Annotated in this window: 27 protein-coding genes; 12 read left to right on the top strand and 15 right to left on the bottom strand. The window is 65.3% G+C overall.

The genetic code is table 11. The features are described 5' to 3' along the window. Positions 1-9 precede the first annotated feature (9 nt). From rpoZ to RS899_RS25715, 3 genes are all read right to left on the bottom strand, one after another. Positions 10-276, bottom strand: a complete 267-nt coding sequence (rpoZ, locus tag RS899_RS25725) for a DNA-directed RNA polymerase subunit omega (RefSeq protein ID WP_024762058.1) — start codon at positions 274-276, stop codon at positions 10-12. Between the two features lie 101 nt (positions 277-377). Further along, on the bottom strand, positions 378-989 hold the full coding sequence (gene gmk / locus RS899_RS25720) for a guanylate kinase (RefSeq protein ID WP_233297568.1): 612 nt from the start codon (positions 987-989) through the stop codon (positions 378-380). 51 nt (positions 990-1,040) lie between these two features. Then, positions 1,041-1,904, bottom strand: a complete 864-nt coding sequence (locus RS899_RS25715; RefSeq protein WP_054910059.1) for a YicC/YloC family endoribonuclease — start codon at positions 1,902-1,904, stop codon at positions 1,041-1,043. A gap of 166 nt (positions 1,905-2,070) precedes the next feature. Here RS899_RS25715 and rph point away from each other — a divergent pair, with 166 nt between their 5' ends. Both rph and RS899_RS25705 read left to right on the top strand, forming a co-directional pair. Beyond that, a complete protein-coding gene (gene rph / locus RS899_RS25710) occupies positions 2,071-2,790 on the top strand; it encodes a ribonuclease PH (protein WP_015479557.1) in 720 nt (239 codons plus the stop codon). 34 nt (positions 2,791-2,824) lie between these two features. After that, positions 2,825-3,196, top strand: a complete 372-nt coding sequence (locus tag RS899_RS25705) for a DUF4870 domain-containing protein (protein WP_024762061.1) — start codon at positions 2,825-2,827, stop codon at positions 3,194-3,196. 76 nt (positions 3,197-3,272) lie between these two features. Here the strand turns inward: RS899_RS25705 and RS899_RS25700 are convergent, their stop codons facing one another. Next, positions 3,273-4,052, bottom strand: coding sequence for an exodeoxyribonuclease III (locus RS899_RS25700; RefSeq protein ID WP_037009721.1), 780 nt, complete (start codon positions 4,050-4,052; stop codon positions 3,273-3,275). An 81-nt stretch (positions 4,053-4,133) separates the two neighbouring features. Between RS899_RS25700 and pyrE the strand changes: the two genes are divergently transcribed. Both pyrE and RS899_RS25690 read left to right on the top strand, forming a co-directional pair. Further along, positions 4,134-4,775 carry an orotate phosphoribosyltransferase gene (pyrE, locus tag RS899_RS25695; protein ID WP_054910061.1) on the top strand — a complete coding sequence of 214 codons (642 nt, stop codon included), beginning with the start codon at positions 4,134-4,136 and terminating at the stop codon, positions 4,773-4,775. Between the two features lie 20 nt (positions 4,776-4,795). After that, complete coding sequence (locus RS899_RS25690; protein WP_054910062.1) at positions 4,796-5,416, top strand: hypothetical protein; 621 nt, start codon at positions 4,796-4,798, stop codon at positions 5,414-5,416. A gap of 17 nt (positions 5,417-5,433) precedes the next feature. On the opposite strand, the gene RS899_RS25685 is transcribed toward RS899_RS25690, so the two are convergent. The 5 genes from RS899_RS25685 to coaBC form a co-directional block, all read right to left on the bottom strand. Beyond that, on the bottom strand, positions 5,434-5,880 hold the full coding sequence (locus RS899_RS25685) for an acyl-CoA thioesterase (RefSeq protein WP_233297567.1): 447 nt from the start codon (positions 5,878-5,880) through the stop codon (positions 5,434-5,436). A gap of 112 nt (positions 5,881-5,992) precedes the next feature. Then, positions 5,993-6,898, bottom strand: a complete 906-nt coding sequence (argB, locus tag RS899_RS25680) for an acetylglutamate kinase (protein ID WP_024762065.1) — start codon at positions 6,896-6,898, stop codon at positions 5,993-5,995. Positions 6,899-6,928: 30 nt separating this feature from the next. After that, positions 6,929-9,553 (bottom strand): phosphomannomutase/phosphoglucomutase, encoded by a 2,625-nt coding sequence (locus RS899_RS25675; RefSeq protein ID WP_315808374.1) that lies wholly within the window; start codon positions 9,551-9,553, stop codon positions 6,929-6,931. 40 nt (positions 9,554-9,593) lie between these two features. Continuing rightward, complete coding sequence (dut, locus tag RS899_RS25670) at positions 9,594-10,049, bottom strand: dUTP diphosphatase (protein ID WP_315808373.1); 456 nt, start codon at positions 10,047-10,049, stop codon at positions 9,594-9,596. A gap of 7 nt (positions 10,050-10,056) precedes the next feature. Further along, complete coding sequence (gene coaBC / locus RS899_RS25665; protein ID WP_233297565.1) at positions 10,057-11,265, bottom strand: bifunctional phosphopantothenoylcysteine decarboxylase/phosphopantothenate--cysteine ligase CoaBC; 1,209 nt, start codon at positions 11,263-11,265, stop codon at positions 10,057-10,059. Between the two features lie 140 nt (positions 11,266-11,405). Here coaBC and radC point away from each other — a divergent pair, with 140 nt between their 5' ends. Beyond that, positions 11,406-12,080 carry a RadC family protein gene (radC, locus tag RS899_RS25660; RefSeq protein ID WP_054910066.1) on the top strand — a complete coding sequence of 225 codons (675 nt, stop codon included), beginning with the start codon at positions 11,406-11,408 and terminating at the stop codon, positions 12,078-12,080. On the opposite strand, the gene RS899_RS25655 is transcribed toward radC, so the two are convergent. Both RS899_RS25655 and RS899_RS25650 read right to left on the bottom strand, forming a co-directional pair. Continuing rightward, positions 12,054-12,635, bottom strand: coding sequence for a hypothetical protein (locus tag RS899_RS25655; RefSeq protein ID WP_315808372.1), 582 nt, complete (start codon positions 12,633-12,635; stop codon positions 12,054-12,056). The two genes, radC and RS899_RS25655, sit on opposite strands and share 27 nt — an antisense overlap. Continuing rightward, complete coding sequence (locus RS899_RS25650; RefSeq protein WP_315808371.1) at positions 12,632-14,203, bottom strand: ABC transporter substrate-binding protein; 1,572 nt, start codon at positions 14,201-14,203, stop codon at positions 12,632-12,634. Before RS899_RS25650 ends, RS899_RS25655 begins: the two co-directional genes overlap by 4 nt. Before the next feature lie 364 nt (positions 14,204-14,567). Here RS899_RS25650 and rpmB point away from each other — a divergent pair, with 364 nt between their 5' ends. Both rpmB and rpmG read left to right on the top strand, forming a co-directional pair. Then, entirely contained in the window at positions 14,568-14,804 is a 237-nt protein-coding gene (gene rpmB, locus RS899_RS25645; protein ID WP_009614118.1) for a 50S ribosomal protein L28, read from the top strand. 12 nt (positions 14,805-14,816) lie between these two features. Then, positions 14,817-14,972 (top strand): 50S ribosomal protein L33, encoded by a 156-nt coding sequence (rpmG, locus tag RS899_RS25640; protein ID WP_017520721.1) that lies wholly within the window; start codon positions 14,817-14,819, stop codon positions 14,970-14,972. Between the two features lie 123 nt (positions 14,973-15,095). Here the strand turns inward: rpmG and RS899_RS25635 are convergent, their stop codons facing one another. After that, positions 15,096-15,458, bottom strand: coding sequence for a cupin domain-containing protein (locus RS899_RS25635; RefSeq protein ID WP_024762072.1), 363 nt, complete (start codon positions 15,456-15,458; stop codon positions 15,096-15,098). Positions 15,459-15,761: 303 nt separating this feature from the next. On the opposite strand from RS899_RS25635, the gene RS899_RS25630 reads away from it, so the two are divergent. Then, complete coding sequence (locus tag RS899_RS25630; RefSeq protein WP_024762073.1) at positions 15,762-17,255, top strand: aldehyde dehydrogenase; 1,494 nt, start codon at positions 15,762-15,764, stop codon at positions 17,253-17,255. Positions 17,256-17,412: 157 nt separating this feature from the next. Beyond that, complete coding sequence (locus tag RS899_RS25625) at positions 17,413-18,582, top strand: MFS transporter (RefSeq protein ID WP_233297561.1); 1,170 nt, start codon at positions 17,413-17,415, stop codon at positions 18,580-18,582. On the opposite strand, the gene RS899_RS25620 is transcribed toward RS899_RS25625, so the two are convergent. The 3 genes from RS899_RS25620 to dadR all read right to left on the bottom strand — a co-directional run bounded on the left by RS899_RS25620 (position 18,579) and on the right by dadR (position 22,172). Next, complete coding sequence (locus RS899_RS25620; RefSeq protein WP_315808370.1) at positions 18,579-20,132, bottom strand: phospholipase D family protein; 1,554 nt, start codon at positions 20,130-20,132, stop codon at positions 18,579-18,581. The genes RS899_RS25625 and RS899_RS25620 overlap by 4 nt on opposite strands. A 67-nt stretch (positions 20,133-20,199) precedes the next feature. Continuing rightward, the gene (locus tag RS899_RS25615; RefSeq protein WP_315808369.1) at positions 20,200-21,519 is read right to left on the bottom strand and encodes an FAD-binding oxidoreductase; all 1,320 of its coding nucleotides are present in this window, start codon (positions 21,517-21,519) and stop codon (positions 20,200-20,202) included. 164 nt (positions 21,520-21,683) lie between these two features. Then, positions 21,684-22,172 (bottom strand): transcriptional regulator DadR, encoded by a 489-nt coding sequence (gene dadR / locus RS899_RS25610; protein WP_015479539.1) that lies wholly within the window; start codon positions 22,170-22,172, stop codon positions 21,684-21,686. Positions 22,173-22,335: 163 nt separating this feature from the next. On the opposite strand from dadR, the gene RS899_RS25605 reads away from it, so the two are divergent. Genes RS899_RS25605 through RS899_RS25595 form a run of 3 tightly spaced genes read left to right on the top strand, consistent with a single transcriptional unit; the run spans position 22,336 to position 25,468 of the window. After that, positions 22,336-24,900: a YdbH domain-containing protein gene (locus RS899_RS25605; protein WP_315808368.1), complete on the top strand. Its 2,565-nt coding sequence runs from the start codon at positions 22,336-22,338 to the stop codon at positions 24,898-24,900. 17 nt (positions 24,901-24,917) lie between these two features. After that, complete coding sequence (locus RS899_RS25600; RefSeq protein ID WP_024762075.1) at positions 24,918-25,109, top strand: YnbE family lipoprotein; 192 nt, start codon at positions 24,918-24,920, stop codon at positions 25,107-25,109. A 14-nt stretch (positions 25,110-25,123) separates the two neighbouring features. Beyond that, positions 25,124-25,468, top strand: a complete 345-nt coding sequence (locus RS899_RS25595; RefSeq protein ID WP_024762076.1) for a YdbL family protein — start codon at positions 25,124-25,126, stop codon at positions 25,466-25,468. Positions 25,469-25,648 lie beyond the last annotated feature (180 nt).

The following is a 25,648-nucleotide window of genomic DNA, read 5'->3' as shown; positions in this document are numbered from 1 at the left end:
GACATCGACTTACAGGGCCTCGTTGTTGGCCTCGTCTTCAAAAGCAGCGAACAGCGGCTCTTCTTCAACCACGTCCTCCTGCTGAACGATGTCAGCATCCACCAGGCCCGAGGCGATTTCGCGCAGGGCGACAACGGTGGGCTTGTCGTTTTCCCACGGTACCTTGGGCTCTTTGCCGCCGGTAGCCAGCTGGCGCGAACGCTTGGTGGCGAGCATGACCAGCTCGAAACGGTTATCGACGTTGTCCAGGCAGTCTTCAACGGTGACGCGGGCCATGGTGTTCCTCATTACGCAAATGGAGACCCGGAGAATTACCGGGCGGACTGGATAGTCTAAAAAATCGCCAATCTTTATGGAAGTGCCTTTGCTCGCCCGATTCAGGCCAGCAGGCGCTGCAGCAGCTCGGTGTGGCGTTGCTGCTGGGCATCCTGGCGCAGCTGGCGGGCGCGGAAGATCGCCTTGAGGTCTTCCAGCGCGTGGGCGAAATCGTCGTTGATCACCAGGTGATCGTACTCCACATAGTGGCTCATTTCGCTAACGGCTTCCTGCATGCGCCGCTCGATCACCTCGTCGCTGTCCTGGCCGCGGTTGGTCAGGCGCTGGCGCAGGGCTTCCTGGGTCGGCGGCAGGATGAAGATCGACTGCGCCTGGGGCATCAGCCGGCGCACCTGCTGCGCGCCCTGCCAGTCGATCTCCAGGATCAGGTCGTTGCCCTCGGCAAGGGTCTTTTCCACCCAGCGCTGGGAGGTACCGTAGAGGTTGTCGAAAACCTGCGCGTGCTCGAGGAACTCGTTGCGCTCGAGCATGGCCTTGAAGGTGTCATGGCCGACGAAGTGGTAGTTCACCCCGTCCACTTCGCCCGGACGCATGCCGCGTGTGGTGTGGGAAACGGAGACGCGCACGCTGGGCATGGCGTCGAGCAGGGCCTTGACCAGGCTGGTCTTGCCGGCGCCCGACGGCGCGGAAACGATGTACAGGGTGCCGGACATGGCGCTTTCCTGGAGTAACGGTTGACTGAATGGAAGCCGGAGGCGTCCGGCTTACTCGATATTCTGGACCTGCTCGCGCATCTGCTCGATCAGGACCTTGAGGTTGACCGCTGCCTGGGTCGAGCGCGGGTCGAAAGCCTTCGAACCCAGCGTGTTGGCCTCGCGGTTGAGCTCCTGCATCAGGAAGTCCAGGCGGCGGCCGGCAGCGCCGCCGGCCTTGAGCACGCGGCGCACTTCGGTGACGTGGGTGGTCAGGCGGTCGAGCTCTTCGGCGACGTCGCTCTTCTGCGCCAGCAGGACCATTTCCTGCTCCAGGCGCTGCGGGTCGAGCTCGGCCTTCATCTCGTTGAAGCGGTCGAGGATCTTCTGGCGCTGGTTGGCGAGCATCTGCGGCACCAGCTCGCGCAGGTTCACCACTTCTTCCTGCATCGCGCTCAGGCGCTCGTCGATGATCTTCGCCAGGTCCGCGCCTTCGCGGGCGCGGCCGGCCTTGAGCTCGTCCAGGGCCTGGTTGAAGGCGGCCAGGGCGCTGGCATTGAGCGCCTGCGGATCGGCGGCATCGCCCACCAGCACACCCGGCCAGGCCAGCACGGCCAGCGGGTCGAGCGGGGCGGGCTGCTGGATCAGGCCGGCGACGGTCTCGGCGGCGGCGACCAGTTGCGCGGCGCGCTCGCGGTCGACCTGCAGCGGCTTGCCGGCGTTTTCCTCGTTGAAGCGCAGGGTGCATTCCACCTTGCCGCGCGACAGGCCCTGGCGCAGCGCCTCGCGCACCGCGCCTTCGAGGTCGCGGAAGGCTTCGGGCAGGCGCAGGTTGGGCTCGAGGTAGCGATGGTTGACCGAGCGCAGTTCCCAACTGAGGGTTCCATGGGTGCCGGCGCGCTCGACGCGGGCGAAGGCGGTCATGCTGTGGACCATGGAATTACCTCGCTTGAAGACTGTAGGAAACGGCCGACAGGTCGTCGGAAACCGGCAATTGTAACCCAGCGTAGCGCGCCGTCGCACGCCGGCGGTGGTTGCGTCCGTCCGCTGGCCTCTATAATGGCCGACATTCCCCCGCCAGCAATCTGTACAGGATGCCTCCATGAACCGTCCCAGTGGCCGCGCCGCCGACCAACTGCGCCCGATCCGTATCACCCGCCATTACACCAAGCACGCCGAGGGCTCCGTGCTGGTCGAGTTCGGCGACACCAAGGTGATCTGCACCGTCAGCGCCGAATCCGGTGTGCCTCGCTTCCTCAAGGGCCAGGGCCAGGGCTGGCTGACCGCCGAGTACGGCATGCTGCCGCGCTCCACTGGCGAGCGTAACCAGCGCGAAGCCGCTCGCGGCAAGCAGGGTGGTCGCACCCTGGAAATCCAGCGCCTGATCGGCCGCTCCCTGCGCGCCGCGCTGGACCTGTCCAAGCTGGGTGAAAACACCCTGTACATCGACTGCGATGTGATCCAGGCCGACGGCGGAACCCGCACCGCATCCATCACTGGCGCCACCGTGGCGCTGATCGATGCGCTGGCCGTGCTGAAGAAGCGTGGTGCGCTCAAAGGCAACCCGCTCAAGCAGATGGTCGCTGCCGTTTCCGTGGGCATGTACCAGGGCGAGCCGGTGCTGGACCTGGACTACCTGGAGGATTCCGCCGCCGAGACCGACCTGAACGTGGTCATGACCGATGCCGGCGGCTTCATCGAAGTCCAGGGCACCGCCGAGGGCGCGCCCTTCCAGCCGGCCGAGCTGAATGCCATGCTGGAGCTGGCGCAGCAGGGCCTGCGCGAACTGTTCGAACTGCAGCGCGCCGCGCTGGCGGACTGATCCGCACTCGATACCCAAGGCAAGGAGCGAAAGGATGAGCGACGAAGTACCGGTACAGCAGGTTCAGCCGAGCCAGGAAGCCCGCCAGTGGGCGATGTTCTGCCACTTCGCCGCGTTCCTCGGCTTCATCTTTCCCTTCGGCAACCTGCTCGGGCCGCTGATCGTCTGGCAGATCAAGCGTGAATCGGACCCGTTCGTGGACCGCCAGGGCAAGGAGGCGCTGAACTTCCAGATCACCGTGAGTCTCGCGGTGATGGTCAGCTTCCTGCTGATGCTGGTGGTGATCGGCTTCTTCCTGCTGGGGCTGGTGAGTATCGGCGCGCTGGTGCTCACCATCATCGCCGGGATCAAAGCCAACGAAGGGCTGGATTATCGCTATCCCTTCACCTGGCGCCCGATCAAGTAGGGGCTGAACTCCAGGCACGAAAAAGCCGGCTCGAAGCCGGCTTTTTTCTGTCCGCCTTTCGGCGGCACGACGGGGCTCAGATGCTCAGCGTCCAGTCGTAATCGACGATCAGCGGCGCATGCTGGGAGAAGCGCGGCTGACGCGGCAGCTTGGCGCCGCGCACGAAGCGACGCAGACCCGGCGTGAGGATCTGGTAGTCGAAGCGCCAGCCCAGGTTGAGCAACTCGGCCTGCTCGCTTTCCGGCCACCAGCTGTACTGGTCGCCTTCGCGGTTGACCTCGCGCAGGGCGTCGACATAGCCCATGGTGCCGAAGATCTCATCCATCCAGCCACGCTCCGGCGCCATGAAGCCGGGAGATTGCTGGCATTCGCGCCAGTTCTTCACGTCCAGCTTCTGGTGCGCGACGTAGAGCGAGCCGCAATAGATGTATTCGCGGCGCTTGCGGCGCTGCTTGTTCATGTACTGGGCGAAATCGTCCATGAACTTGAACTTGTGGTTCAGGTTCTCGTCCCCTTCCTGCCCGGTAGGCAGCAGGAGAGTGGCGATACTCACCTTATCGAAATCGGCTTGCAGGTAGCGCCCGTAACGATCGGCCATCTCGAAACCCAGGCCGCTTATGACAGCCTTGGGTTGCAGACGACTATAGATTGCGACGCCGCCCTGACTGGGCACTTCGGCATCGCAGGCGTACAGGAAGTAGCCATCCAGTTGGTAGGACGGGTCATCCAGATCGAAAGCGGAGGCGCGGGTATCCTGCAAGCAGATCACGTCGGCATTCTGGGCTTGCAGCCAACTGAGCAAACCACGCTCGGCTGCAGCCTGAATACCATTCACGTTCACACTGATGATCCGCATAAATGGCCCCCAAAATCACGTGTGTGTATGATACCCGAGCTCAAACGGTTTAGCTAAATTCATACCGGCCGGTTCTCTCCCATGCACGCATATCAACGCGATTTCATCCGCTTCGCCATCGAGCGCGGCGTTCTTCGCTTCGGCGAGTTCACCCTCAAGTCCGGACGCACCAGTCCGTACTTCTTCAACGCCGGTCTGTTCAATACCGGGGTTGCGCTGTCCCAGCTGGGTCGTTTCTACGCCAGCGCAGTGGTCGACAGCGGCATACCTTTCGACGTGTTGTTCGGCCCGGCCTATAAAGGAATCCCGCTGGCGGCCGCTACAGCGATTGCATTGGCCGAACAACACGGCCGCGACCTGCCCTGGTGCTTCAACCGCAAGGAAGCCAAGGACCATGGCGAAGGCGGCACGCTGGTCGGCGCGCCGCTGACCGGCCGCGCGCTGATCATCGATGACGTGATCACCGCCGGCACTGCGATCCGCGAGGTCATGCAGATCATCGACGCCCAGGGTGCCCAGGCAGCCGGTGTGTTGATCGCGCTGAACCGCCAGGAGCGCGGCAAGGGCGAGCTGTCGGCAATCCAGGAAGTTGAACGGGACTTTTCGATTCCGGTCGTAAGCATTGTCTCGCTGGAGCAGGTGCTGGAATATCTGGCCGGTGACGGTCAGCTCAAGCAGCATCTCGCGGCTGTCGAGGCCTATCGGGCGCAGTACGGTATCTAACCGCAACCAGGACGTAGGGCATGGCCAAGCAGGGTGCTTTCCGCTACAGGGTGTTGATGGGGCTTCTGGGAGCCATGCTCGCAGGCCAGGTGACGGCTGCCGGGCAGCCGACCAGCCAGGTCGAGATGTACCGCTACGTCAATGACAAGGGCATCACCGTCATCGACCGCCTGGGTGTTCCTCCGCAATACATCGGCAAGGGCTACCAGGTGCTCAACGACCAGGGCCGGGTCATCCGCGAGGTTCCGCCGGCACCGACCGCCGCCGAGATCGAGCAGCGCAAGGCGGATGCCGCCCGCGCCAGCTCCGATCAGCAACTGATGCGCATGTATACCAGCGTGGAAGACGTCGATCGTGCCCGCGATCGCAAGCTGGCCGAGCTGGATGGGCTGGCCAGCGTGGCCAAGGGCAACCTGCAATCGCTGAAGATGCAGCAGGCCAACCTGCAGGCCCGTGCCGCCGATCAGGAACGCGCTGGTCGCCAGGTGCCGGACGACCTGGTCGCGCAACTGAGCAACCTGCGCGACGATGAACAGCGCCTGCAGCAGGATATCGCCCGCTACCAGCAGTTGCGGGTCCAGGCGCAGAGCAGCTTTGCTTCCGATCGGGCGCGTTTCGCCCAGATATCCGGCGGTAATTGACGCTCCGTCCGCCGCGCTTACTGCTGCGGCGAGACGCGCTCGAATTCGTTGATCTTCCCGCGCAGCCAGTCCGGCAGGGGCTGGCTCGTCCGGTCCTCGCCGGCATAGGCGTAGATCAGCTCTCCCAGCGTCAGCAACTGTTCGTCGCACCAGATCGACACCTGGAAGGTCAGGCTGCTGCGACCCAGGCGGCTGACGCGTACGCCCATTTCCAGCCAGTCGTCGAAGCGCGCCGGCGCCAGGTACTCCAGGGTGGTCTTCACCGCGAACAGGTCGCCGCCGCCACGCAGCAGGTCGGCCGGGTAGCTCACGCCAAGGTGGCGGTAGTACTCGGTGGTGGCGACGTCGGCGTAGGTCAGGTAATTGCCGTTGAAGACGATGCCCTGCGGATCGACCTCCGACCAGCGCACGCGCAGGCCGTGGAAGAAACCGAAGTCGTTGCGGGAAACGGGAGACGCGGCCATGTCAGAAGGACTCCTGTAGGCCTGTTCGAGGCCGGGCATCCATGGGGCTGAAGCGGCCTGGAACAGGCAAAAAAACACCCGCGAGGATCGCTCCTGGCGGGTGTCGTTGCGATCAGCGCTGCTTGCGGTTGGTGATCAGCGTGCCGACACCGCTGTCGGTGAAGATCTCCAGCAGCACGGCGTTGGGCACGCGACCATCGATGATGTGCGCGCTGGTCACGCCGCCCTGGACCGCCTCGAGCGCGCAGCGGATCTTCGGCAGCATGCCGCCGTAGATGGTGCCGTCGGCGATCAGCTCGTTGACCTGCTCGGTGGTCAGGCCGGTGAGCACCTGGCCCTGCTTGTCCATCAGCCCGGCGATGTTGGTGAGCAGCATCAGCTTCTCGGCCTTCAGCGCCTCGGCCACCTTGCCGGCCACCAGGTCGGCGTTGATGTTGTAGGACTCGCCGTTGGCGCCTACGCCGATCGGCGCGATGACCGGGATGAAGTCACCCTGCACCAGCATGTTCAGCAGGTCGACGTTGACCCCGGTGACTTCGCCCACGTGGCCGATGTCGATGATTTCCGGCTTGGTCATTTCCGGCGTCTGGCGGGTGACGGTGAGCTTCTTCGCGCGAATCAGCTCGGCGTCCTTGCCGGTAAGGCCGATGGCGCTGCCGCCATGACGGTTGATCAGGTTGACGATGTCCTTGTTCACCTGGCCGCCGAGGACCATCTCCACCACGTCCATGGTCTGCGCGTCGGTGACGCGCATGCCATCGATGAAGTGGCTCTCGATCGACAGGCGGCTGAGCAGGTCGCCGATCTGCGGACCACCACCATGGACCACCACCGGGTTGATGCCGACGGCTTTCATCAGCACCACGTCGCGGGCGAAGCTGTTCTTCAGCTCGTCCGTTTCCATGGCGTTGCCGCCGTACTTGATCACCAGCGTCTTGCCGACGAAACGGCGGATATAGGGCAGGGCTTCGGCAAGGACGCGGGCAACCTGGGCGGCGTCATCGCGGCTCTGGGTCATGGTGGGCTCCGGCATAATGCTACGTAAGTGTCAGAAGGGCAGGCTGAGGGCGGGATCGACCGCTTTCAACTGGGTACGGAACACGTCCTTGATGCGTTCCAGTTCGTCCTGGGAATCCGCCTCGAAGCGCAGCACCAGCACCGGAGTGGTGTTGGACGCGCGAACCAGGCCCCAGCCTTTGGGGTAATCGACACGCACGCCGTCGAGGGTGGTGAGGTTGGCTTCACCCCACTGGCCGCGGGCCTGCAGCGCCTCGATCAGGGCGAACTTGCCCTCGTCGGTGACGGTGATGTTGATTTCCGGGGTGGAGATGTCCATCGGGAACGCGGAGAACACGCGCTCGGCATCGCGCTTGTCCAGGCTGATGATTTCCAGCAGGCGCGCGGCGCTGTAGATGCCGTCGTCGAAGCCGTACCAGCGCTCCTTGAAGAAGATGTGGCCGCTCATCTCGCCGGCGAGCAGGGCGCCGGTTTCCTTCATTTTCTTCTTGATCAGCGAGTGGCCGGTCTTCCACATCACCGGGCGGCCGCCGTAGCCGCTGATCAGGGAGATCAGGCGACGGGTGCATTTGACGTCGAAGATGATGTCGGCGCCCGGGTTGCGCGAGACAACGTCCTTGGCGAACAGCATCAGCAGGCGGTCGGGGTAGATGATGGTGCCTTCGTTGGTCACCACGCCCACGCGGTCGCCGTCGCCGTCGAAGGCCAGGCCCAGGTCGGCGCCGGTCTCTTTCACCTTGGCGATCAGGTCTTCCAGGTTCTCCGGCTTGCCCGGATCCGGGTGGTGGTTGGGGAAGGTGCCGTCGACATCGCAGTACAGCGGGATCACGGTGCAGCCCAGGGCTTCGATCAGTTGCGGGGCGATCACGCCGGCCACGCCGTTGCCGCAGTCCACCACCACTTTCAGCGGCTTGGCCAGGGCGATGTCGTCGCGAATCTGCTGGAAGTAGCGCGGCAGGATGTCGATCTGCTGCACGCTGCCCACGCCAGAGGCGAGGTCATCGTTCTGGATGCGCTCGCGCAGGGCCTGGATCTGTTCGTTGGCCAGGGTCTCGCCGGCGACGACGATCTTGAAGCCGTTGTAGTCCGGCGGGTTGTGGCTGCCGGTGAGCATCACGCCCGATTTGCCTTCCAGGACGTTGGCGGCGTAGTACAGGACCGGGGTGGGCACCATGCCGATGTCGGTGACCTGGCAACCGCAATCGACCAGGCCCTGGATCAGCTGCTGGACCAGCTCGGGGCCGGACAGGCGGCCATCGCGGCCCACGGAGACGCACGGCTCGCCGCGCGCCAGGCTTTCGGAACCGATCGCGCGGCCGACCCAGTAGGCGGTCTCGGCGGTCAGGGTATCGCCGACCACGCCACGGATGTCGTAGGCGCGGAAGATGCTGGCGGGCAGTTGCGGGGCTTTAGGCGTGCTCATAGCGGGTGTTTGCTCCAATCCCAGGAGATCCTGGTCTTCATCAAGAATGTCGATGTCCAGAATGTCAGTGTTCTGGAATAGCGGATCGACCAATGGCGATTCGATGGCAGCGGCCGGGGCGCTGGCAGCGGTGGCAGCCGGGATCGGCTGGACGGGAGCTGCGGGCGCGGCGGGTGCGCTGGCACCGGGTGTTTCGGTCTTGCGGCGTGGCTGGCGGGCCAGCGCCTGAGCCAGTGCCTGCAGACTCGGCAGGCTCAGCTCAGGTGCTTTGGCAGTGCGTTGGCCGGCGAGTTCCTGAATGAACTGGCCCAGGGCCTGGGCATCCTTGCTGACCCGGCGCTGCATCGCACTTTGCGCAAGATAGAGGCCAAGCAGGCCGCCTACCAGTGCCAGCAGGGCGGCGATACCCAGCAGGGTTGGCGAGTACAGGTGGTCGGTGACGGTCGGGCCGGGGGTGAAGCTCAGCTTCCAGTTCGGATTGCCACTGGGCAGCGCTACCGGAGCGGCGTCACTGGCCTGCCCGCGTTGCATTAGCAACTGGGCCGGCGAGTTGCCGAACTGCTGGGAAATCTGCAACTGACCGATGTCGGCGGACATCGGCGGCAGGTTGCCGAGCAGGCGCTGCAGGTCGACGACCAGCAGCAGCGAACCCTGGATCGAGTTATCCGCGGCGCGCAGGGCAACCGGGCTGTAGACCATCCAGCGAGTGCCGACCTTGTAGGCCTCCGGCGCCACGGCCTGGCCGCTTTCGACGCGGTGCAGCATATCCAGCGCGGCGTAGTTCAGCGGGCCGGGGCGGGCGGTGTCCTGCACGGCCTGACCATTGGCGTTCAGGTGGACGTCCACCAGCCCGTCCAGATGGCCCTGGGTCAGCGCCTTCTCCAGCGCGGCAATGCGCGTTGGATCGTTGCTCTGCAGGACGGGCAGCAGTTGCGGGTCGCCTGCCATGGCGCGGCTGTCGGCCGCCAGCAGGTTCAGGGACTGGCGCAGCGCACCGGCCTGGCTTTCCGACCAGGCGCTGCTCAGCTGGGTGACGTGAGCCTTGTCGGCCTGGCCGAACAGGCTGAACCACAGCAGCGCGCCGGCCGCCGCTACACCGCCCACGGTAAGGACGAGGGATGGCAGCAGTGGTTTGAGGTCGACCTTGGGGGCCGATCCCTTGACGGGCTTCTCCGCCGGTACGAGTTCCGGCAGTTCGGCGCTGTCCTTGGCAGTGCGTTGGAAAAGTTTCATGCAACGTCTCCTCGGCGATTCATCCTGAAATGGGTAGGGGTCAATGGCTGCCGGAGTGCCCGAAGCCGCCGGCACCGCGCTGGCTTTCGTCGAAGCTCTCGACCAGCTCGAAATGCGCCTGCACCACCGGCACCAGCACCAACTGCGCGATGCGCTCGCCGATGGCGATCTTGAAAGCGGTATTGCCGCGGTTCCAGCAGGAGACCATCAGCTCGCCCTGGTAGTCCGAGTCGATCAGGCCGACCAGGTTGCCCAGCACGATGCCGTGCTTGTGGCCCAGGCCCGAGCGCGGAAGGATCAGCGCGGCCAGGCCCGGATCGGCGATGTAGATGGACAGGCCGGTGGGGATCAGCACGGTCTGGCCCGGCTCGAGGATGAGGTCTTCCTTGAGCATGGCGCGCAGGTCGAGGCCGGCGGAACCCGGGGTGGCGTACTGCGGCAGCGGGAAGTCGCTGCCCAGGCGGGAGTCGAGGATCTTGGCTTGCAGGGAATGCATTGAGTTCTCAGTGTTGATTGATGCGTTCGGCGATGAAGGCGATCAGCTGGCGGGCAATCTTGCCCTTGCTGGTCTGGGCGAACGCAGTCTTGTGCAATTCGCGGTCGATGACCGTGATGGCGTTCTCTTCACTATTGAAGCCGATTGACGGATTTGCCACGTCATTGGCGACAATCAGGTCGAGATTCTTGTCCTTGAGCTTGCGCGAGGCGTACTCGAGCAGGTTCTCGGTCTCCGCCGCGAAGCCGACGCTGAAGGGCCGGTCCTCGCGCAGCGAGAGGGTGGCGAGGATGTCGGGATTGCGCACCAGCTGCAAGAGCAGGCCATCACCCTTGGTGGGATCTTTCTTCAGCTTCTGGGTCGCGACCAGCTCCGGGCGGTAGTCGGCCACGGCGGCGGAGGCGATCAGGATGTCCGCCGGCATTGCCGCTTCGCAGGCGGCGAGCATGTCGCGGGCGCTGACCACGTCGACGCGGCTCACCCGGTCCGGAGTCGGCAGGTGTACCGGGCCGGTCACCAGGGTCACGCGGGCACCGGCCTCGGCGGCCGCCTCTGCCAGGGCGAAGCCCATCTTCCCGGAGCTGTGGTTGGTGATGTAGCGCACCGGGTCGATGTTTTCCTGGGTCGGCCCGGCGGTGATCAGGATGTGCTGGCCGGTCAGTGCCTTGAACTCGAAGCAGTCGGCGGCCAGTTGCGCCAGTTCCTCGGCCTCGAGCATGCGCCCGGGGCCGACGTCGCCGCAGGCCTGGCTGCCGGCAGCGGGGCCGAAGAAGTGCAGGCCACGGCTGCGCAGCAGCTCGGCGTTGACCTGGGTGGCCGGGTCGCGCCACATGGCCTGGTTCATTGCCGGGGCGAGGGCAACCTGTGCGTCGGTGGCCAGTACCAGGGTGGTCAGCAGATCGTTGGCCACGCCCTGGGCCAGGCGCGCCATGAGGTCGGCGGTGGCGGGGGCGATCAGTACCAGGTCGGCCCAGCGGGCCAGCTCGATATGCCCCATGGCCGCTTCGGCGGCGGGGTCGAGCAGGTCCAGGTGTACTGGATGACCGGAAAGGGCCTGAAGGGTGAGCGGGGTGATGAACTCGCGGCCGCCCTGGGTCATCACGACACGCACCTCGGCGCCCTGGTCGCGCAACCGGCGGACCAGTTCGGCGCTCTTGTAGGCGGCGATACCGCCGCCGACGCCCAGAACGATGCGTTTACGATAGAGCCGCTGCATAGGCCAGCCTTAAATACGGAAATGGATGACGCGCGCTGAAGCCGACGACGCCTCCCCAGGCCTCCGGCTGCGCGAAGCGAGGGGGCTAAGATAGCACAGCGCCTGCGCGGGAACAGCGGGCGGCCTGACCGGGAGGTTCCTTGAGTATTCGTGACTGGCCTGCGGCAGAGCGCCCGCGGGAAAAGCTTCTCGAACGGGGCGCGGCGAGCCTGAGTGACGCCGAGTTGCTGGCGATCTTCCTGCGCACAGGCGTGGTCGGCTGCAGTGCCGTCGACCTGGCGCGGCGCCTGCTCAGCGAGTTCGGCAGCCTGCGGGCCCTGCTGGAGGCGGACCTGGAATCGTTCTGCAGTCACCTGGGGCTGGGCGTCGCCAAGTTCGTGCAGCTGCAGGCCGTGCTGGAAATTGCCCGGCGCCACCTGGCCGAACAGCTCAGTCGCGACTCGGCGCTGGAAAGCCCCCAGGCCGTGCGTGACTTTCTCAAGGCACGCTTACGCCACGAGCACCACGAGGTATTCGCCTGCCTGTTCATGGACAACCGCCACCGGGTGCTGGACTTCGAAGTGCTGTTCCACGGCTCCATCGACAGCGCCGCCGTCTATCCCCGGCAGATCGTCAAGCGCGCGCTGGCGCACAACGCCGCCGCGCTGATCCTGGCGCACAACCACCCCTCGGGGATCTGCGAGCCGAGCCACTCCGACCGCCTGCTGACCCGCCGCATCATCGAGGCGCTGGCGCTCATCGACGTACGCGTGCTGGATCACTTCATCGTCGGTGACGGCGAGCCGCAATCAATGGCCGAGTTGGGGCTGGTCTGAGATGCGCCGCTGGATATCGCGCAGCAGGCGTCGGCGAATCAGCCCGCTGACCGGGCGGATCGCCAACCAGTAAGGTGTGAACAGCAGGCGGCTGCGGCGGTCCGGGCAGTGCACGCGGGTTTCCGTTCGGACCTGGGTGTAGCCGTCCCGATCCGTCGGCTCGCAGGAAAAGTGCAGCATCAGCCTGGCTGTGCCGGGCTCGGCGAAGCGCCGGAAGGCTTCGCCGTCCGCGCACGAACGCAGGCCGAAGTCGCTGCGCCAGAAGCGTCCAACCAGCCCATAGCCGATTTCCCGGTCGGTGTGGCGACCCAGCAGGGTGAACTCGTGCAGGCCGAAGCGCGGGCGATCAGCCAGCGCGTTGCGTAACCCCAGGCGCAGGGCGAGCCGCGCCGGTGCCTCGCGGATCTGCAGGAAGCGCTGTACCAGCGGGTCCTGCTCGGCGGTGAGCTGGGTCACTGCGTCCAGCACCTGGCCGGGTGACGCCCGCATGTTCAGCGTGTGTCGCTCGGAGAACTGGAACTCCGGTAGCAGATGATTGAGCAGGGCGTCGCTCAAAGCTGCACCTTGGAGAAATCCTGGCGACCGAAGGGGCTGACTGAATAACCCTTCACGTTCTGTTGGGTGAGCGCCGAAGCGGTCGGGTGTGCCAGCGGCAGCCACAGCGCCTGATCGTGGATGATCTGCTGGGCCTGGTGGTACAGCGCGCTGCGCTTGGCCTGGTCGGCGACTGCCTTGCCCTGGCTGATCAGGCCGTCGAGCTTCTCGTCGCAATAACGGGCGAAGTTGAGGCCGGACTTCACGCTGGCGCAGGAGAATTGCGGGGTGAGGAAGTTGTCCGGGTCGCCGTTGTCGCCGGCCCAGCCCATGAACAGCAGGTCATGCTCGCCGGCCTTGGCACGGCGAATCAGCTCGCCCCATTCGATCACGCGGATCTCGGCCTGGATGCCGATCTGCGCCAGGTCCGCCTGCAGCAGTTGCGCGCCGACGCTGGGGTTGGGGTTGAGCAGGCTGCCGGAGGGGCGGGTCCAGATGGTGGTCTTGAAGCCGTCCTTGTGCCCGGCTTCGGCCAGCAGGGCGCGGGCCTTGTCCAGGTCACGGGGATAGCCTTGGATGTCCTTGGCGTAGCTCCAGGTGTTGGGCGGGTAGACGCCGTCGGCGACGGTGGCGCTGCCGGCGAACACGCTCTTGAGGTAGGTGCCCTTGTCGAAGGCAAGGTTGATCGCCTGGCGCACCTTGGGGTTGTCCAGCGGCGGGTGCTGGCTGTTGATGCCGACGAAGGCGGTCATGAAGGCTGGGGTCTGCTCGACCTTGAGGTCGGCGCTCTTGGTCGCCGCCTCGACGTCCAGGGGCTTGGGCGACAGGGCGATCTGGCATTCGCCGCGCTTGAGCTTCTGCAGGCGCACGCTGGCGTCCGGGGTGATGGCGAACACCAGGTTATCCACAGCCGGCTTGCCGCCGAAGTACTCGGCGTTGGCGCTGTAGCGCACCACGGCGTCCTTCTGGAAGCGCTTGAAGACGAAGGGGCCGGTGCCGATCGGCTGGGCGTTGAGCTTCTCCGGGGTGCCGGCCTTCATCAACTGGTCGGCGTATTCGGCGGAGTAGATGGAGGCGAAGCCCATGCTGAGCATCGCCAGGAAAGTCGCGTCCGGGTGGTTGAGGGTGAAGCGCACATGGCGCTCATCGACCCTCTCCACGGCTTTTACCAGGCTCGGCAGCTGCATCGACTGGGCATGGGGGAAGCCGCTCTGCGCGACCTTGTGCCAGGGCTGGGCCGGGTCGAGCATGCGCTGGAAACTGAACACCACGTCGTCGGCGCTCAGCGTGCGGCCGGGCTTGAAGTAGTCGGTGTGGTGGAAGGCTACGCCGTCGCGCAACTGGAAGTCGTAGGTCAGGCCGTCATCAGAGACCTTCCAGCTTTCGGCCAGGCTCGGCACCACTTCGCCGCGGGCGGCATCGAAGTCCACCAGGCGGTTCATCAGTACGTCGGCCGAGGCGTTGGTGGTGGTCAGCGAGTTGTACTGCACCACGTCGAAGCCTTCGGGGCTGGCTTCGGTGCAGACACTCAGCGAGGCGGCACTGGCGAGGGCGGGAGAAAGAAGGAGGGCGAGAAGGGCAAGACGCATGACGGACTCCGTGTAAGCTGGCAAGATGCCCATCCGCGAGGCTGGGCGGGTCATGCAAGGCTGTTGGCAGCCTCGAAGGAGCTACCCTAGACCAAGCCGCTGCCCGTCACAACGATGACAGGCGACGAACGGCACCAGTGCCGCGGCCCGCGGGGGCTGGCGTCGGCTTTTCCGAGTCATGCTTTCCCTTGCAGCGTGAAGTGACTTTCTGATATAAAGCTGCGCTCTTTTCTGGGGCCCTGCCTGATCCTGCGACTCGATCGCGGCGAAGCGGCAGTTAAGACCCCGGTGAAACTGAGAATCCTATTGAGTTAAGCAGCCAACCCATGCCGGGTTTGGCATGTGGTTTACAGAGGGCTGAGCCATGTCGAGAGTTTGCCAAGTGACCGGTAAGGGTCCGGTTACCGGGAATAACATTTCCCACGCACACAACAAAACCCGTCGCCGTTTCCTGCCGAACCTGCAGCATCACCGTTTCTGGGTTGAATCCGAGAAGCGCTTCGTGCGTCTGCGCGTTTCCGCCAAAGGCATGCGTATCATCGACAAGCGTGGCATCGAGGCCGTTCTGAACGACCTGCGCGCCCGCGGCGAAAAATTCTAAGGAGCTGCAGTCATGCGCGAACTGATCCGTTTGGTGTCCAGCGCCGGTACCGGCCACTTCTACACCACCGACAAGAACAAGCGTACCAAGCCTGAGAAAATCGAGATCAAGAAATACGATCCGGTTGTTCGCAAGCACGTGATCTACAAGGAAGCCAAGATCAAGTAATTGATCTTCGCCCTTGTGAAGAAACCCGCCCCTCGTGGCGGGTTTTTTCTTGCCCGCGGTTTCTGACGGAACCGCGGGCACAAAAAAGCCCGCCGATCGGCGGCCTTTTTCATGTTCGGTGGATCAGGCCTTCTGCTCGAAGATCACGTAGACCTTGCGGCACGGCTCCAGTACTTCCCAGGTGCCGCTGAAGCCGGCGGGGATGACGAAGCGGTCGCCGACGCGCACGGTCTTGGCGCCGCCATTGGCGTCACGGATCACCGACACGCCCTGGAGAATCTCGCAGTACTCGTGCTCGGTGTAGCTGACGTTCCAGTGGCCCGGCTCGCCTTCCCAGATGCCCACGTTGAACTGGCCGCAGTCGCTGGCGTAGTGGTTGCGCACGTTCTGCGCCGGGTCGCCCTTGATGATGCGGTCCGGGGCGGGGCGGTAGTGTTCGGGGGCGGTGGTGGCCTGGGCGAAATCGACGATCTGCTCGACGTTCATGGCGGTCTCGGTTCTTTAGAGTTGTAGGCGAGAGTGCGTGCGGGCACGCGCAGCGCTGTTGGTTATTTACTCCGAAGCGGCTGTCGGAAAACCATCAGCCGACGAATCACGGCAGTCTATGTTTAATAAAACGAACGTGACAAGGCCATTTGGCCGCTTAGTGTAAAAAATATTGAAAATTGGCTGCCTCCGGTTTAGGGTTGCCAACAGCATGCGTTTGCTCCGCCTTGCGGAATATTTGACAGCGCGCCCACGCCGGGCGCCTGCACCTGAATAAGTACATTAATAAGAGGACACGTTGTCATGGGTACCCTCACTCGCGCCGATTGGGAAGCTCGCGCCAAGGACCTGAAGATCGAAGGCCGCGCCTTCGTCAACGGTGAATACGTCGACGCCGCATCCGGCGCCACCTTCGACTGCATCAGCCCTGTGGATGGCCGCTTCCTGGCCAAGGTCGCCAGCTGCGACCTGGCCGATGCCGAAAGTGCCGTGCAGGTTGCCCGTGCTGCCTTCGATTCCGGCGTGTGGTCGCGCCTGGCCCCGGCCAAGCGCAAGAAGGTCATGATCCGCTTCTCCGAGCTGCTGCTGGAGAACGCTGAGGAACTGGCCCTGCTGGAAACCCTCGACATGGGCAAGCCGATCAGCGACTCGCTGAGCATCGACGTGTCCAGCGCCGCCAACAGCCTGCGCTGGAGCGGTGAGGCGATCGACAAGATCTACGACGAAGTCGCTGCCACTGCCCACAACGAACTGGGCCTGGTCACCCGCGAGCCGGTCGGCGTCGTCGCCGCCATCGTGCCGTGGAACTTCCCGCTGCTGATGACCTGCTGGAAGCTCGGCCCGGCGCTGACCACCGGTAACTCGGTGATCCTCAAGCCTTCCGAGAAGTCCCCGCTGACCGGTATCCGTATCGCCCAGCTGGCCATCGAGGCCGGCATCCCGAAAGGCGTGTTCAACGTCCTGCCGGGCTTCGGCCACACCGTGGGCAAGGCCCTGGCTCTGCACATGGACGTCGACACCCTGGTATTCACCGGTTCGACCAAGATCGCCAAGCAGCTGATGATCTACGCGGGCGAATCCAACATGAAGCGCGTCTGGCTGGAAGCCGGCGGCAAGAGCCCGAACATCGTCTTCGCTGACGCGCCGGACCTGAAAGCCGCTGCCGAAGCCGCTGCCAGCGCCATCGCCTTCAACCAGGGCGAAGTCTGCACCGCTGGCTCGCGCCTGCTGGTGGAGAAGTCGATCAAGGCCGAGTTCGTGCCGATGGTCGTCGAAGCCATCAAGGCCTGGAAGCCGGGCAACCCGCTGGATCCGGAAACCAACGTCGGTGCGCTGGTCGACACCACCCAGATGAACAACGTGCTGAGCTACATCCAGGCTGGCCACGACGACGGCGCCAAGCTGGTGGCCGGCGGCAAGCGCACCCTGGAAGAGACTGGCGGCACCTACGTCGAGCCGACCATCTTCGACGGCGTGACCAACGCCATGCGCATCGCTCGTGAAGAGATCTTCGGCCCGGTGCTGTCGGTCATCGAGTTCACCGATGCCGAAGAAGCCGTGCGCATCGCCAACGACACTCCGTACGGCCTGGCCGCGGCGGTGTGGACCAGCGACCTGTCCAAGGCCCACCTGACCGCCAAGGCGCTGCGCGCCGGCAGCGTGTGGGTGAACCAGTACGACGGCGGCGACATGACCGCTCCGTTCGGCGGCTTCAAGCAGTCCGGCAACGGCCGCGACAAGTCGCTGCACGCCTTTGATAAATACACCGAGCTGAAAGCCACCTGGATCAAACTCTGATCCTCGGCTGAAGCAGGTCGGCCCCGATCCAGGGGCCGGCTCTGACAAAGAGCCACACCCGCGGCCGGGTTTCCCTCAGGGAAACCCGGCCGCTGTGCATTGCGCATCGGGCACCCTCGCGCCTGGCGTGCGCTCCGGATGGAACGGGAGAAAGACAATGCGTTGGGGTCCTTATTTTGCTGTGTGTGCTGCCGTGATCAGCATCGGTCTGGCCCTGGGCCTGACCATGCCGCTGGTTTCTCTGCGTCTGGAGAGCTGGGGTTACGGTAACTTCGCCATCGGCGTCATGGCGTCCACGCCTGCGGTGGGCGTACTGCTGGGCGCAATGATCGCCGGCCGCCTCGCCGCGCGGGTCGGCACACCGCTGCTGATGCGTATCTGCCTGATTTCCGGGGCCTTCTCGGTGGGCCTGCTGGCGCTGCTGCAGAGCTATCCGGTCTGGCTGATCCTGCGCCTGCTGATCGGTGTACAGCTGACCGTGGTGTTCATCCTCGGGGAGAGCTGGATCAACCAGTTGGCCATCGAGAAGTGGCGCGGCCGCCTGGTCGCCTTGTATGGCACTGGCTATGCGCTGAGCCAGTTGTCCGGCCCGGTGCTGCTGACCTTCATCGGCACCGCCGACGACCGTGGTTTCTGGTTCAGCGTCTGCCTGCTGGTGGGTGGTTCCTTGTTACTGCTCGGCCGCACCGGCGCGCCCAAGGTCGACCCGCACAGTGCCAACGGCCGCGGGTTGTTCAGCTTCTGCGCCCAGCTTCCGGCGATTGCCTGGGCGGTGGTGCTGTTCGCCGGCTTCGAGGCCATGATCCTCACCCTGCTGCCGGTGTATGGCATCCAGCAGGGCTTCACCCAGGCCGTGGCACTGGCGATGGTCAGCACCGTGGTGGTCGGCGATGCACTGCTGCAACTACCCATCGGCTGGCTGGCCGACCGCATCTCCCGGCAGACGTTGTTCAAGGGCTGCGGCATCGTGCTGTTCCTCAGCAGCCTGGCCATGCCGCTGCTGCTGCACCATAGCGCCATCTGGCCGGTGCTGGTGCTGTTCGGCGCCAGTGCGGGCGGGTTGTTCACACTGTCGCTGATCCTGATTGGCGAGCGCTACCGTGACGACGCGCTGGTTCGCGCCAACGCGCATATCGCTCAGCTGTGGGGGATAGGCTGCCTGATCGGCCCCCTGGCGACCGGCGCGGCCAGCCAGTGGATCAGCGGCCATGCGCTACCGCTGGTGATGGCGCTGGGCGCTGCGGGGTTCGTGGTGCTGGTGTCCTATCGCGGCTTGCCGCCGGTGATGCGCGCGACCGACGCCGAGCTGCAGCAGGAGCGCTCCTAGAGCATCTTCTCCAGCCCGATGGCGCCGGCGATCCATACGTTGAGCCGGCGCCAGACGTTGCCCGGCTCACGGTCCAGTGCCACCAGCTTGCCGCCACGCTCCTCGATCCAGATCAGCTTCGGCGGCTCGCTGCCCGGCGCTATCTTCACCCGGTAGCTGACGCTGGGCGACATGCTCGCCAGCGCCAGGCGGCGCACCTGGTCGGCCAGTTCCGGGCTGTCGACGATGATGCCGACCTCGGTGTTCCACAGCACCGAGCGCGGGTCGAAGTTCAGCGAGCCGACGAACACCTTCTGCTGGTCGAACACCGCCGCCTTGCTGTGCAGGCTGGCGCTGCTCGACCCGCGCACCATCCACGGCGCTCCGGAGAGGCGCTGGTCCGGGTCGGCGCGCAGCTCGTAGAGCTTCACCCCATGCTCCAGCAGCTCCAGGCGGTAGGGCGCGTAACCGGCGTGCACGGCCGGCACGTCGGTAGCTTCCAGCGAGTTGGTCAGCAAGCGCACGCTGACGCCGCTTTCGGCGCGCTGGGTCAGGTAGTCGACGCCGGCGCTGGTCGGCACGAAGTAGGCCGAGACTAGGATCAGCTCTTTCGACACTTCGTCGAACAGCGGCTGCAACTGGGTGCTGAGCAACTGCTCGCCTTTCGGATCGCCCTGGTCGAGTACCTTCAGTGGCGTATCCCAGACCGCCTTGCCCGGTGCCCAGACCAGATCGTCCAGCCAGTTCTGCAGGTGTGGGCGGTCGCTGTTGCGATTCAGCCGGGCGATATAGCTGGAGCTCTTCACCCGCTCCTTCGCCATGTAGTGATCCAGCTTGCGGCGCATGCGGTTCAGCTCGTCGAGGTCCGGCTCGCCCCACAGATAGTCCTCGATGGGCCGGCTGATGCGGCTGTTCCAGTACTGGTCGAAGCTCTCTCCCAGCGACTGGGCCACCGGCCCGACGCCCATCAGGTCGAGGTCGCTGAAGTTCATCTCGGCCTTGGCGTCGAAGTACTCGTCGCCCAGGTTGCGGCCGCCGACGATGGCCACGCTGTTGTCCGCCAGCAGCAACTTGTTGTGCATTCGCCGATGCTGCTCGGAGAGGTTGAACAGCCGCCCGAGGTTGCGCGTGACGCCGGTACTGCGGCCCAGGTGCAGCGGATTGAACAGGCGCACCTGGATGTTCGGGTGGGCGGCGAGCGTGCCCAGTTCGTAGTCCCAGCCATCACTGCTGGTGTCGTCGATCAGGATGCGCACGCGCACGCCGCGATCCGCTGCGTGCAACAGTTCGCGGATCAGCGCGCGGGTGGTGAGGCCGTCGTGGACGATGTAGTACTGGACGTCGAGGCTGCGCTGGGCCTTGCGGATCAGCTCGGCGCGGGCGAGGAAGGCGTCGACGCTGGACGCCAGCAGGTGGAAGCCGGACTGGCCGGGATGGGCGGCGGCGCGCTCGCTGATCTCATTGTCCAGCCGCGTGCCCTGCACCGGCAGCACGTGCGAGGGCTCGGGCGGCGGCGCACTGGCGCAGCCAGCCAGGGCCAGCAGGATCAGCAGGAGCAGGCGTGGAAGCAAGGGAAGTCTCCGACAAGCCCGCCGGTGACGGGCTGCGGAAGATTCTAGCCGCTGCAGCGCGCAGGGGTCAGCCGCCGAGGGTTTCCTTGAAGCGGTACCAGGCCATGCCCAGGGCCAGCAATGGCGAGCGCAGCAGCTTGCCGCCGGGGAAGGTGATGTGCGGCACCTTGGCGAACAGCTCGAAGCCGCTGCCCTGCTGGCCGGCAATGGCCTCGGCGAGCAACTTGCCGGCCAGGTGCGTGGCGTTCACCCCGTGGCCGGCATAGGCCTGGGCGAAGTACACATTGGGCTGGTCGGGCAGGCGGCCGATCTGCGGCAGGCGGTTGGCACCGATGCCGATCATCCCGCCCCACTGGTAGTCGATGCGCAGGTTTTCCAGGTGCGGGAAGACCTTGAGCATCTTCGGTCGCATATAGGCGGCGATGTCCGCCGGGTCGCGCCCGGAGTAATGGCAGGCACCGCCGAACAGCAGGCGGTTGTCGGCGGAAAGGCGGTAGTAGTCCAGCGCCACGCGCTGGTCGCACACGGCCATGTTCTGCGGCAGCAGGGCATGGGCCTGTTCGGCGGACAGCGGCTCGGTGGCGATGACGTAGCTGCCGGCAGGCAGCACCTTGCCGTCGAGGTAGGGATTGAGGCGGTTCTGGTAGGCGTTGCAGGCGATCACCAGGGATTTGGCGCGCACGCTGCCCTGGGCGGTGCGCACGCGCACTTCGTTGCCGTAGTCGATGCCGGTGACGGCGGAATTCTCGAACAGCTTCACGCCCAGGCTCTGCGCCGCGGCCGCTTCGCCCAGGGCGAGGTTGAGCGGATGCAGGTGGCCCGAGCCCATGTCCACCATGCCGCCGACATAGAGGTCGGAGCCGACGATGGAGCGCATTTCCTCCTTCGGGACCATGCGCAGTTCATGGCGGTAGCCGAGGCTCTTCAGTTCGTCGAAGTCTTCCTGGAAACCTTCGACGTCGGAAGGCTTGTTGGCCAGGTCGCAGTAGCCCCAGGTCAGGTCGCAGTCGATGGCGTACTGCTCGACGCGGCGACGGACGATTTCCACCGCCTCCAGGCCCATCAGCTTGATGGCATGGACGCCTTCGGCACCGATCACCGGCTCGAATTGCTCCAGGCCATGGCCGACGCCGCGGATCAGTTGGCCGCCGTTGCGGCCGCTGGCGCCCCAGCCGATCTGGTGGGCTTCCAGCAGGATCACCGAGAACCCGCGCTCGGCCAGTTCGATGGCCGTGTTCAGCCCGGAGAAACCACCGCCGATGATGCACACGTCGGCCCTTTCCTCGCCGGCCAGGGGCGGTACTTCGAGGCGCCGATTGACGCTCGCGGCGTAGTAGGACGGGGCGTGGCGGTCGGTGTGTACCGGCTGGTGAACGCGGGCGTTCATGTGCGATATCCTGATTTTTGTGTTGTTAAAATTTTACGCAGGATAAACGCCGACTTCCCGCCCAGCCAATAGGCAGCGGCGCAAAAAACGCCGGGAAGTCGTAAATAAACTCGATGAGCCTGCTGCGAATGGCGGGAATCAGTCCGGCTTTTTAGTCCGGCTATTTAGTCGGGGATAGGCAGGGTGAGGCTTTCCTTCACCTCTTCCATCACGATGTAGCTCTTGGACTCGCGGACATGGGGCAGCTTGAGCAGGATGTCGCCCAGCAGCTTGCGGTAGGAGGCCATCTCCGAGATGCGGGCCTTCACCAGGTAGTCGAAGTGGCCCGACACCAGGTGGCACTCCAGCACGTGGGGCAGCTTGAGCACCGAGCGGCGGAAGTCCTCGAAGGTGTCACCGGATTTGTAGTCCAGGCTGATTTCGACGAACACCAGCAGGCTTGCTTTCAGGTACTGCGGGTTCAGCCGGGCGTTGTAGCCCATGATGATCCCCTCGCGCTCCAGCCGGCGCACGCGCTCGGTGCACGGCGTAGTGGAGAGGCCGACGCGCTCGCCCAGTTCGGTGAAGGAGATGCGACCCTCTTCCTGCAGGATGCGCAGGATATTGCGGTCGATCTTGTCCAGTTCGCGGCGGCTTTGGTGCTGGGTTCTCATGGGAAAGACTCTGGGATGAGCTTTGGGAGAATATCGGCAATATAGTCGGTTGTGTAGGGAATATCACTGGCAACCCTTGAACTTCCCGCGCCGGGCGGCCAGCCTGTAGGCCAGAGTTCTGCCATTTCCGGCTGCAATCGCCTGTTTTTTCCGGAGCCTTCGCATGTCGTTCCCCCGCCTGCGCACCGTCCTCCTGCTGCTGTTGCTGCTCCTGGCACTGGCGGTCGGCGCGGTGTGGCTGGCGATTCCGAGGCTGCTGGCCAACGCCGGGGTGAGCATCGAACAGTGGCAGGGCCTGAGCGTTTCGCGACAAGGGCTGACCCTGCAACAGATGGCTCTTCAGCGGCAGACACCCGATGGTGCGCGGTTGGCCATCCAGTTGCGCGAGGTCCGCGTCGGCTGGCCCGAACATGCCGATGGCCGCTGGCGCTTGAAGGAGCTGGCCGCCGGCAGGATCGATGTCCGCCAATGGCCGGGAGAGAGCGCGGAAGACGAGGACGTCGCGCTGCCGGACCTGACGCAACTCAATCGCTGGCTGGCGCTGCTGCCCGGACGCCTGGCGCTGGAACAGGTTTTCCTCGAGCTGCCCTGTGCCCGCGAGCAGCGTTGCACCCTCAACGGCAGCGCCCACTGGCAGCAGATCCCGGGCGGCGCCGCAGCGCTGGGCGGCGAGTTGCGCCAGGGCGGGCAGCAGCTCGCCTTCAATGGCCTGTTGCAGCCCGGCGACGGGCAGTGGCGCCTGCAACTGGACAGCTTCCTCGACAACGAACAGCTGCTGTCGCTGGATTCGACCTGGGCGCCGGGCGCCCGCCAGCTCAGCGGCAGCCTTGCCAGCCCCGCCGTGCCGCCGGTGCAGGCGGTGCGCAACTGGCTGGGCATGTGGTTGCCAACGCCGAACCTGCCGCTGCCTATCCCCGAAGCCGGCCGCCTGCGCCTGAGCTGGAATACGCAGCTGGCTGGCAACGCCGCGTGGCCGGACTGGCCCGGCCTGCGCGGCGGCCGCGGCAACATTGATCTTTCCCTGCAATTGCCGCAACCCTGGCCGCTGCCGGGCCTGGGCAACCTGCAGGGCGACCTGCGGCTGATCGCCAGCGGCACCGACGTTGGCTGGCGGCCCTCGGTGCTCAGCGGCGATCTGCGCCTGTCCGACCTCTACGGCGACTGGCTGCAGGCGCTGCCAGTGGGCCTGCGCCCGGCACGACTGACGCTGCACATGGAGCCCGGCGTGGATGAAGAGGCCGGTAGTGTTCGCGCCGAGCTGCACGCCGTGGGCGCCGCCGATCTGCGCCTGCGTTCCCGTGTGGCATTGCTAGAAGCGACGCCGCTGGCGCTGCAACTGATGGATTCGCGGCTCGAAGGCAAGGTCCCGCACCTTGAGCTGGCCGGCTTGCGTGGCGACAGCAGCCGTCTCGACCTGAGCTTCGAGGGGCGCATCGACCAGCAGTCCGCCAACGTCGCCTTCGCGGATGGCGCGCAACTCCAGGTCGGCACCCTGGCCGGGCCGCAGTCGCTCAAGGCGAGCAAGCTCAGCGCCGTTCTCGGCAAGGGCGCGCTCGACCTGGGCTATGCGGCCGATGCGCCGGCCACCCTGCAACTGAGTGCGCCGCTGAAACTGGCCGTGGGCGAACTCCGCCAGCCCCACGTCAAACCGCTTTCCTGGAATGCCCTGGGGACGCTGGCGGCGAGCCTCGACAGCCAGCAGTTCAAGGGCCGCCTGCTGAACAGCGGCGGGCTGAATGCCGAAGTCGATCTGAACAATTCCGCCAGGCAGGGCGTTGCGCTGGTTGCGCGCCAGCCGGAGTTCTTCCTGCGCACCGGCAACCCGCTGGAGAAGTCCCTTGGCGACTGGCCGGCGCTGCTCAGCCTGAACAACGGCAAGGCCAGCTTCGACCTGAACTGGCGCCTGCCACCGGGTAGCGCGCCGCAGAGCCTGGGCCTGAACCTGCGCGGGCAAGGTCTGGAGGGCGTGTACGACCGCAGCGAGGTCCATGGCCTCGACCTGCAGGCGAAGTTCGCGCTGAACGGCTCGCAGATGGAGCTGCAGTTGCCGCAGGTGAAAGTCGCCTCGCTCAACCCCGGCGTGACACTGGGGCCGCTGTCGCTGCAGGGCAACTACAGGGGCTCGCTGGACGCACCGCTGGCCGGGCGGGTCGACTGGCAGCAGGCGGAGCTCGGTATGTTCAACGGTCGTGCATGGCTACCGCCGGGGGGCGTGGATCTTTCCGCGCGCCGCGAGGGTCTGACGCTGAAGCTGGAAGGGCTGGCGCTGGAGGCGATCCTGGCGGCCTACCCGGCGGAAGGGCTGTCCGGCAACGGCATCATCGACGGCAACCTGCCGCTGGGCCTGCACGAAGGCAAGCTGGTCATCCACGGCGGAGAAGTCGCCGCACGGCAGCCCGGCGTGCTGCAGTTCCGTTCGGAGAAGATCCGCTCCCTGGGCCAGAGCAACCCGGCCATGCAACTGGTGGCCACGGCCATCGACGATTTCCGCTACGACAAACTGAGCAGCCGCGTGGATTATGATGAATCGGGCAAGCTGCTCCTCGCCCTGAGCCTGAGCGGGCGCAACCCGGCGCTGGAGCAGGGCCGGCCGATCAACCTCAACGTCAACCTGGAGGAGAACGTGCCCAAGCTGCTCACCAGCCTGCAACTGAGCGACCGGGTCAGCGACACCATTCGCAAGCGCGTGCAGGAACGCCTGCGCAACGACCCGGCCGCCGCGCCATGACCGCAAGGAGAACCCCGATGCGCCTTCGCGCCGTTTTACCCTTCCTGCTCCTGGCAGGCGTCGTCCAGGGCTGCACGCCTACCGTGCAGCTGGCCGCGCCCAAGGAGCCGATCAACATCAACCTCAACGTGAAGATCGAGCACGAGATCTATATCAAGGTCGACAAGGCGCTCGACGGCATCATCAACGAGAACAGTGGCCTGTTCTGAGAAGGAGCCTTTGCATGAGATTGCACCGCAAACTGGGCGTCGCGCTGGTCGCCCTCTGCCTGAGCCTGCCGGTCATGGCCATGAGCCTGGAGCAGGCGATGTCTGCCCTGGGTGGCGCCAAGTCCCAGGGTCTGGTCGGTGAACAGACCGACGGCTACCTGGGCGTCGTGAAGAATGGCGGTGACGCCGCCGATATCGCCGCGCAGATCAACGCGGCACGCCGCGCCGAATACCAGAAGGTTGCCGGGCAGAGCGGCGCCAAGCTGGCTGACGTGGAAGCGCTGGCTGGCAAGAAGGCCATCGAACGTACGCCATCGGGGCAGTACGTGCAGGTCAATGGTCAGTGGGTACGCAAGTAGCCGCGCCAAGGGGAATTCCCTGCTCGCCGCCACCTGTGGCGGCGAGTCCGGGGGCTGGCGGCGGGAGCAGGTAATTCCCGTCGGGGAATGGTCCGGCGCGAGAAGTTCTGGCCAATACCATTTCGTTCGCTATTTACTCTGGATCTGGTGAAATTTTCGCCAGATCCTCGACCATCCGGT

This window comes from Pseudomonas sp. C9-3 (genome assembly GCF_032392015.1).
GTDB lineage: Bacteria > Pseudomonadota > Gammaproteobacteria > Pseudomonadales > Pseudomonadaceae > Pseudomonas > Pseudomonas nitroreducens.
The sequence above is the reverse complement of the archived record's forward strand: the minus strand, read 5'-3'. Positions and strand labels throughout refer to the sequence as shown.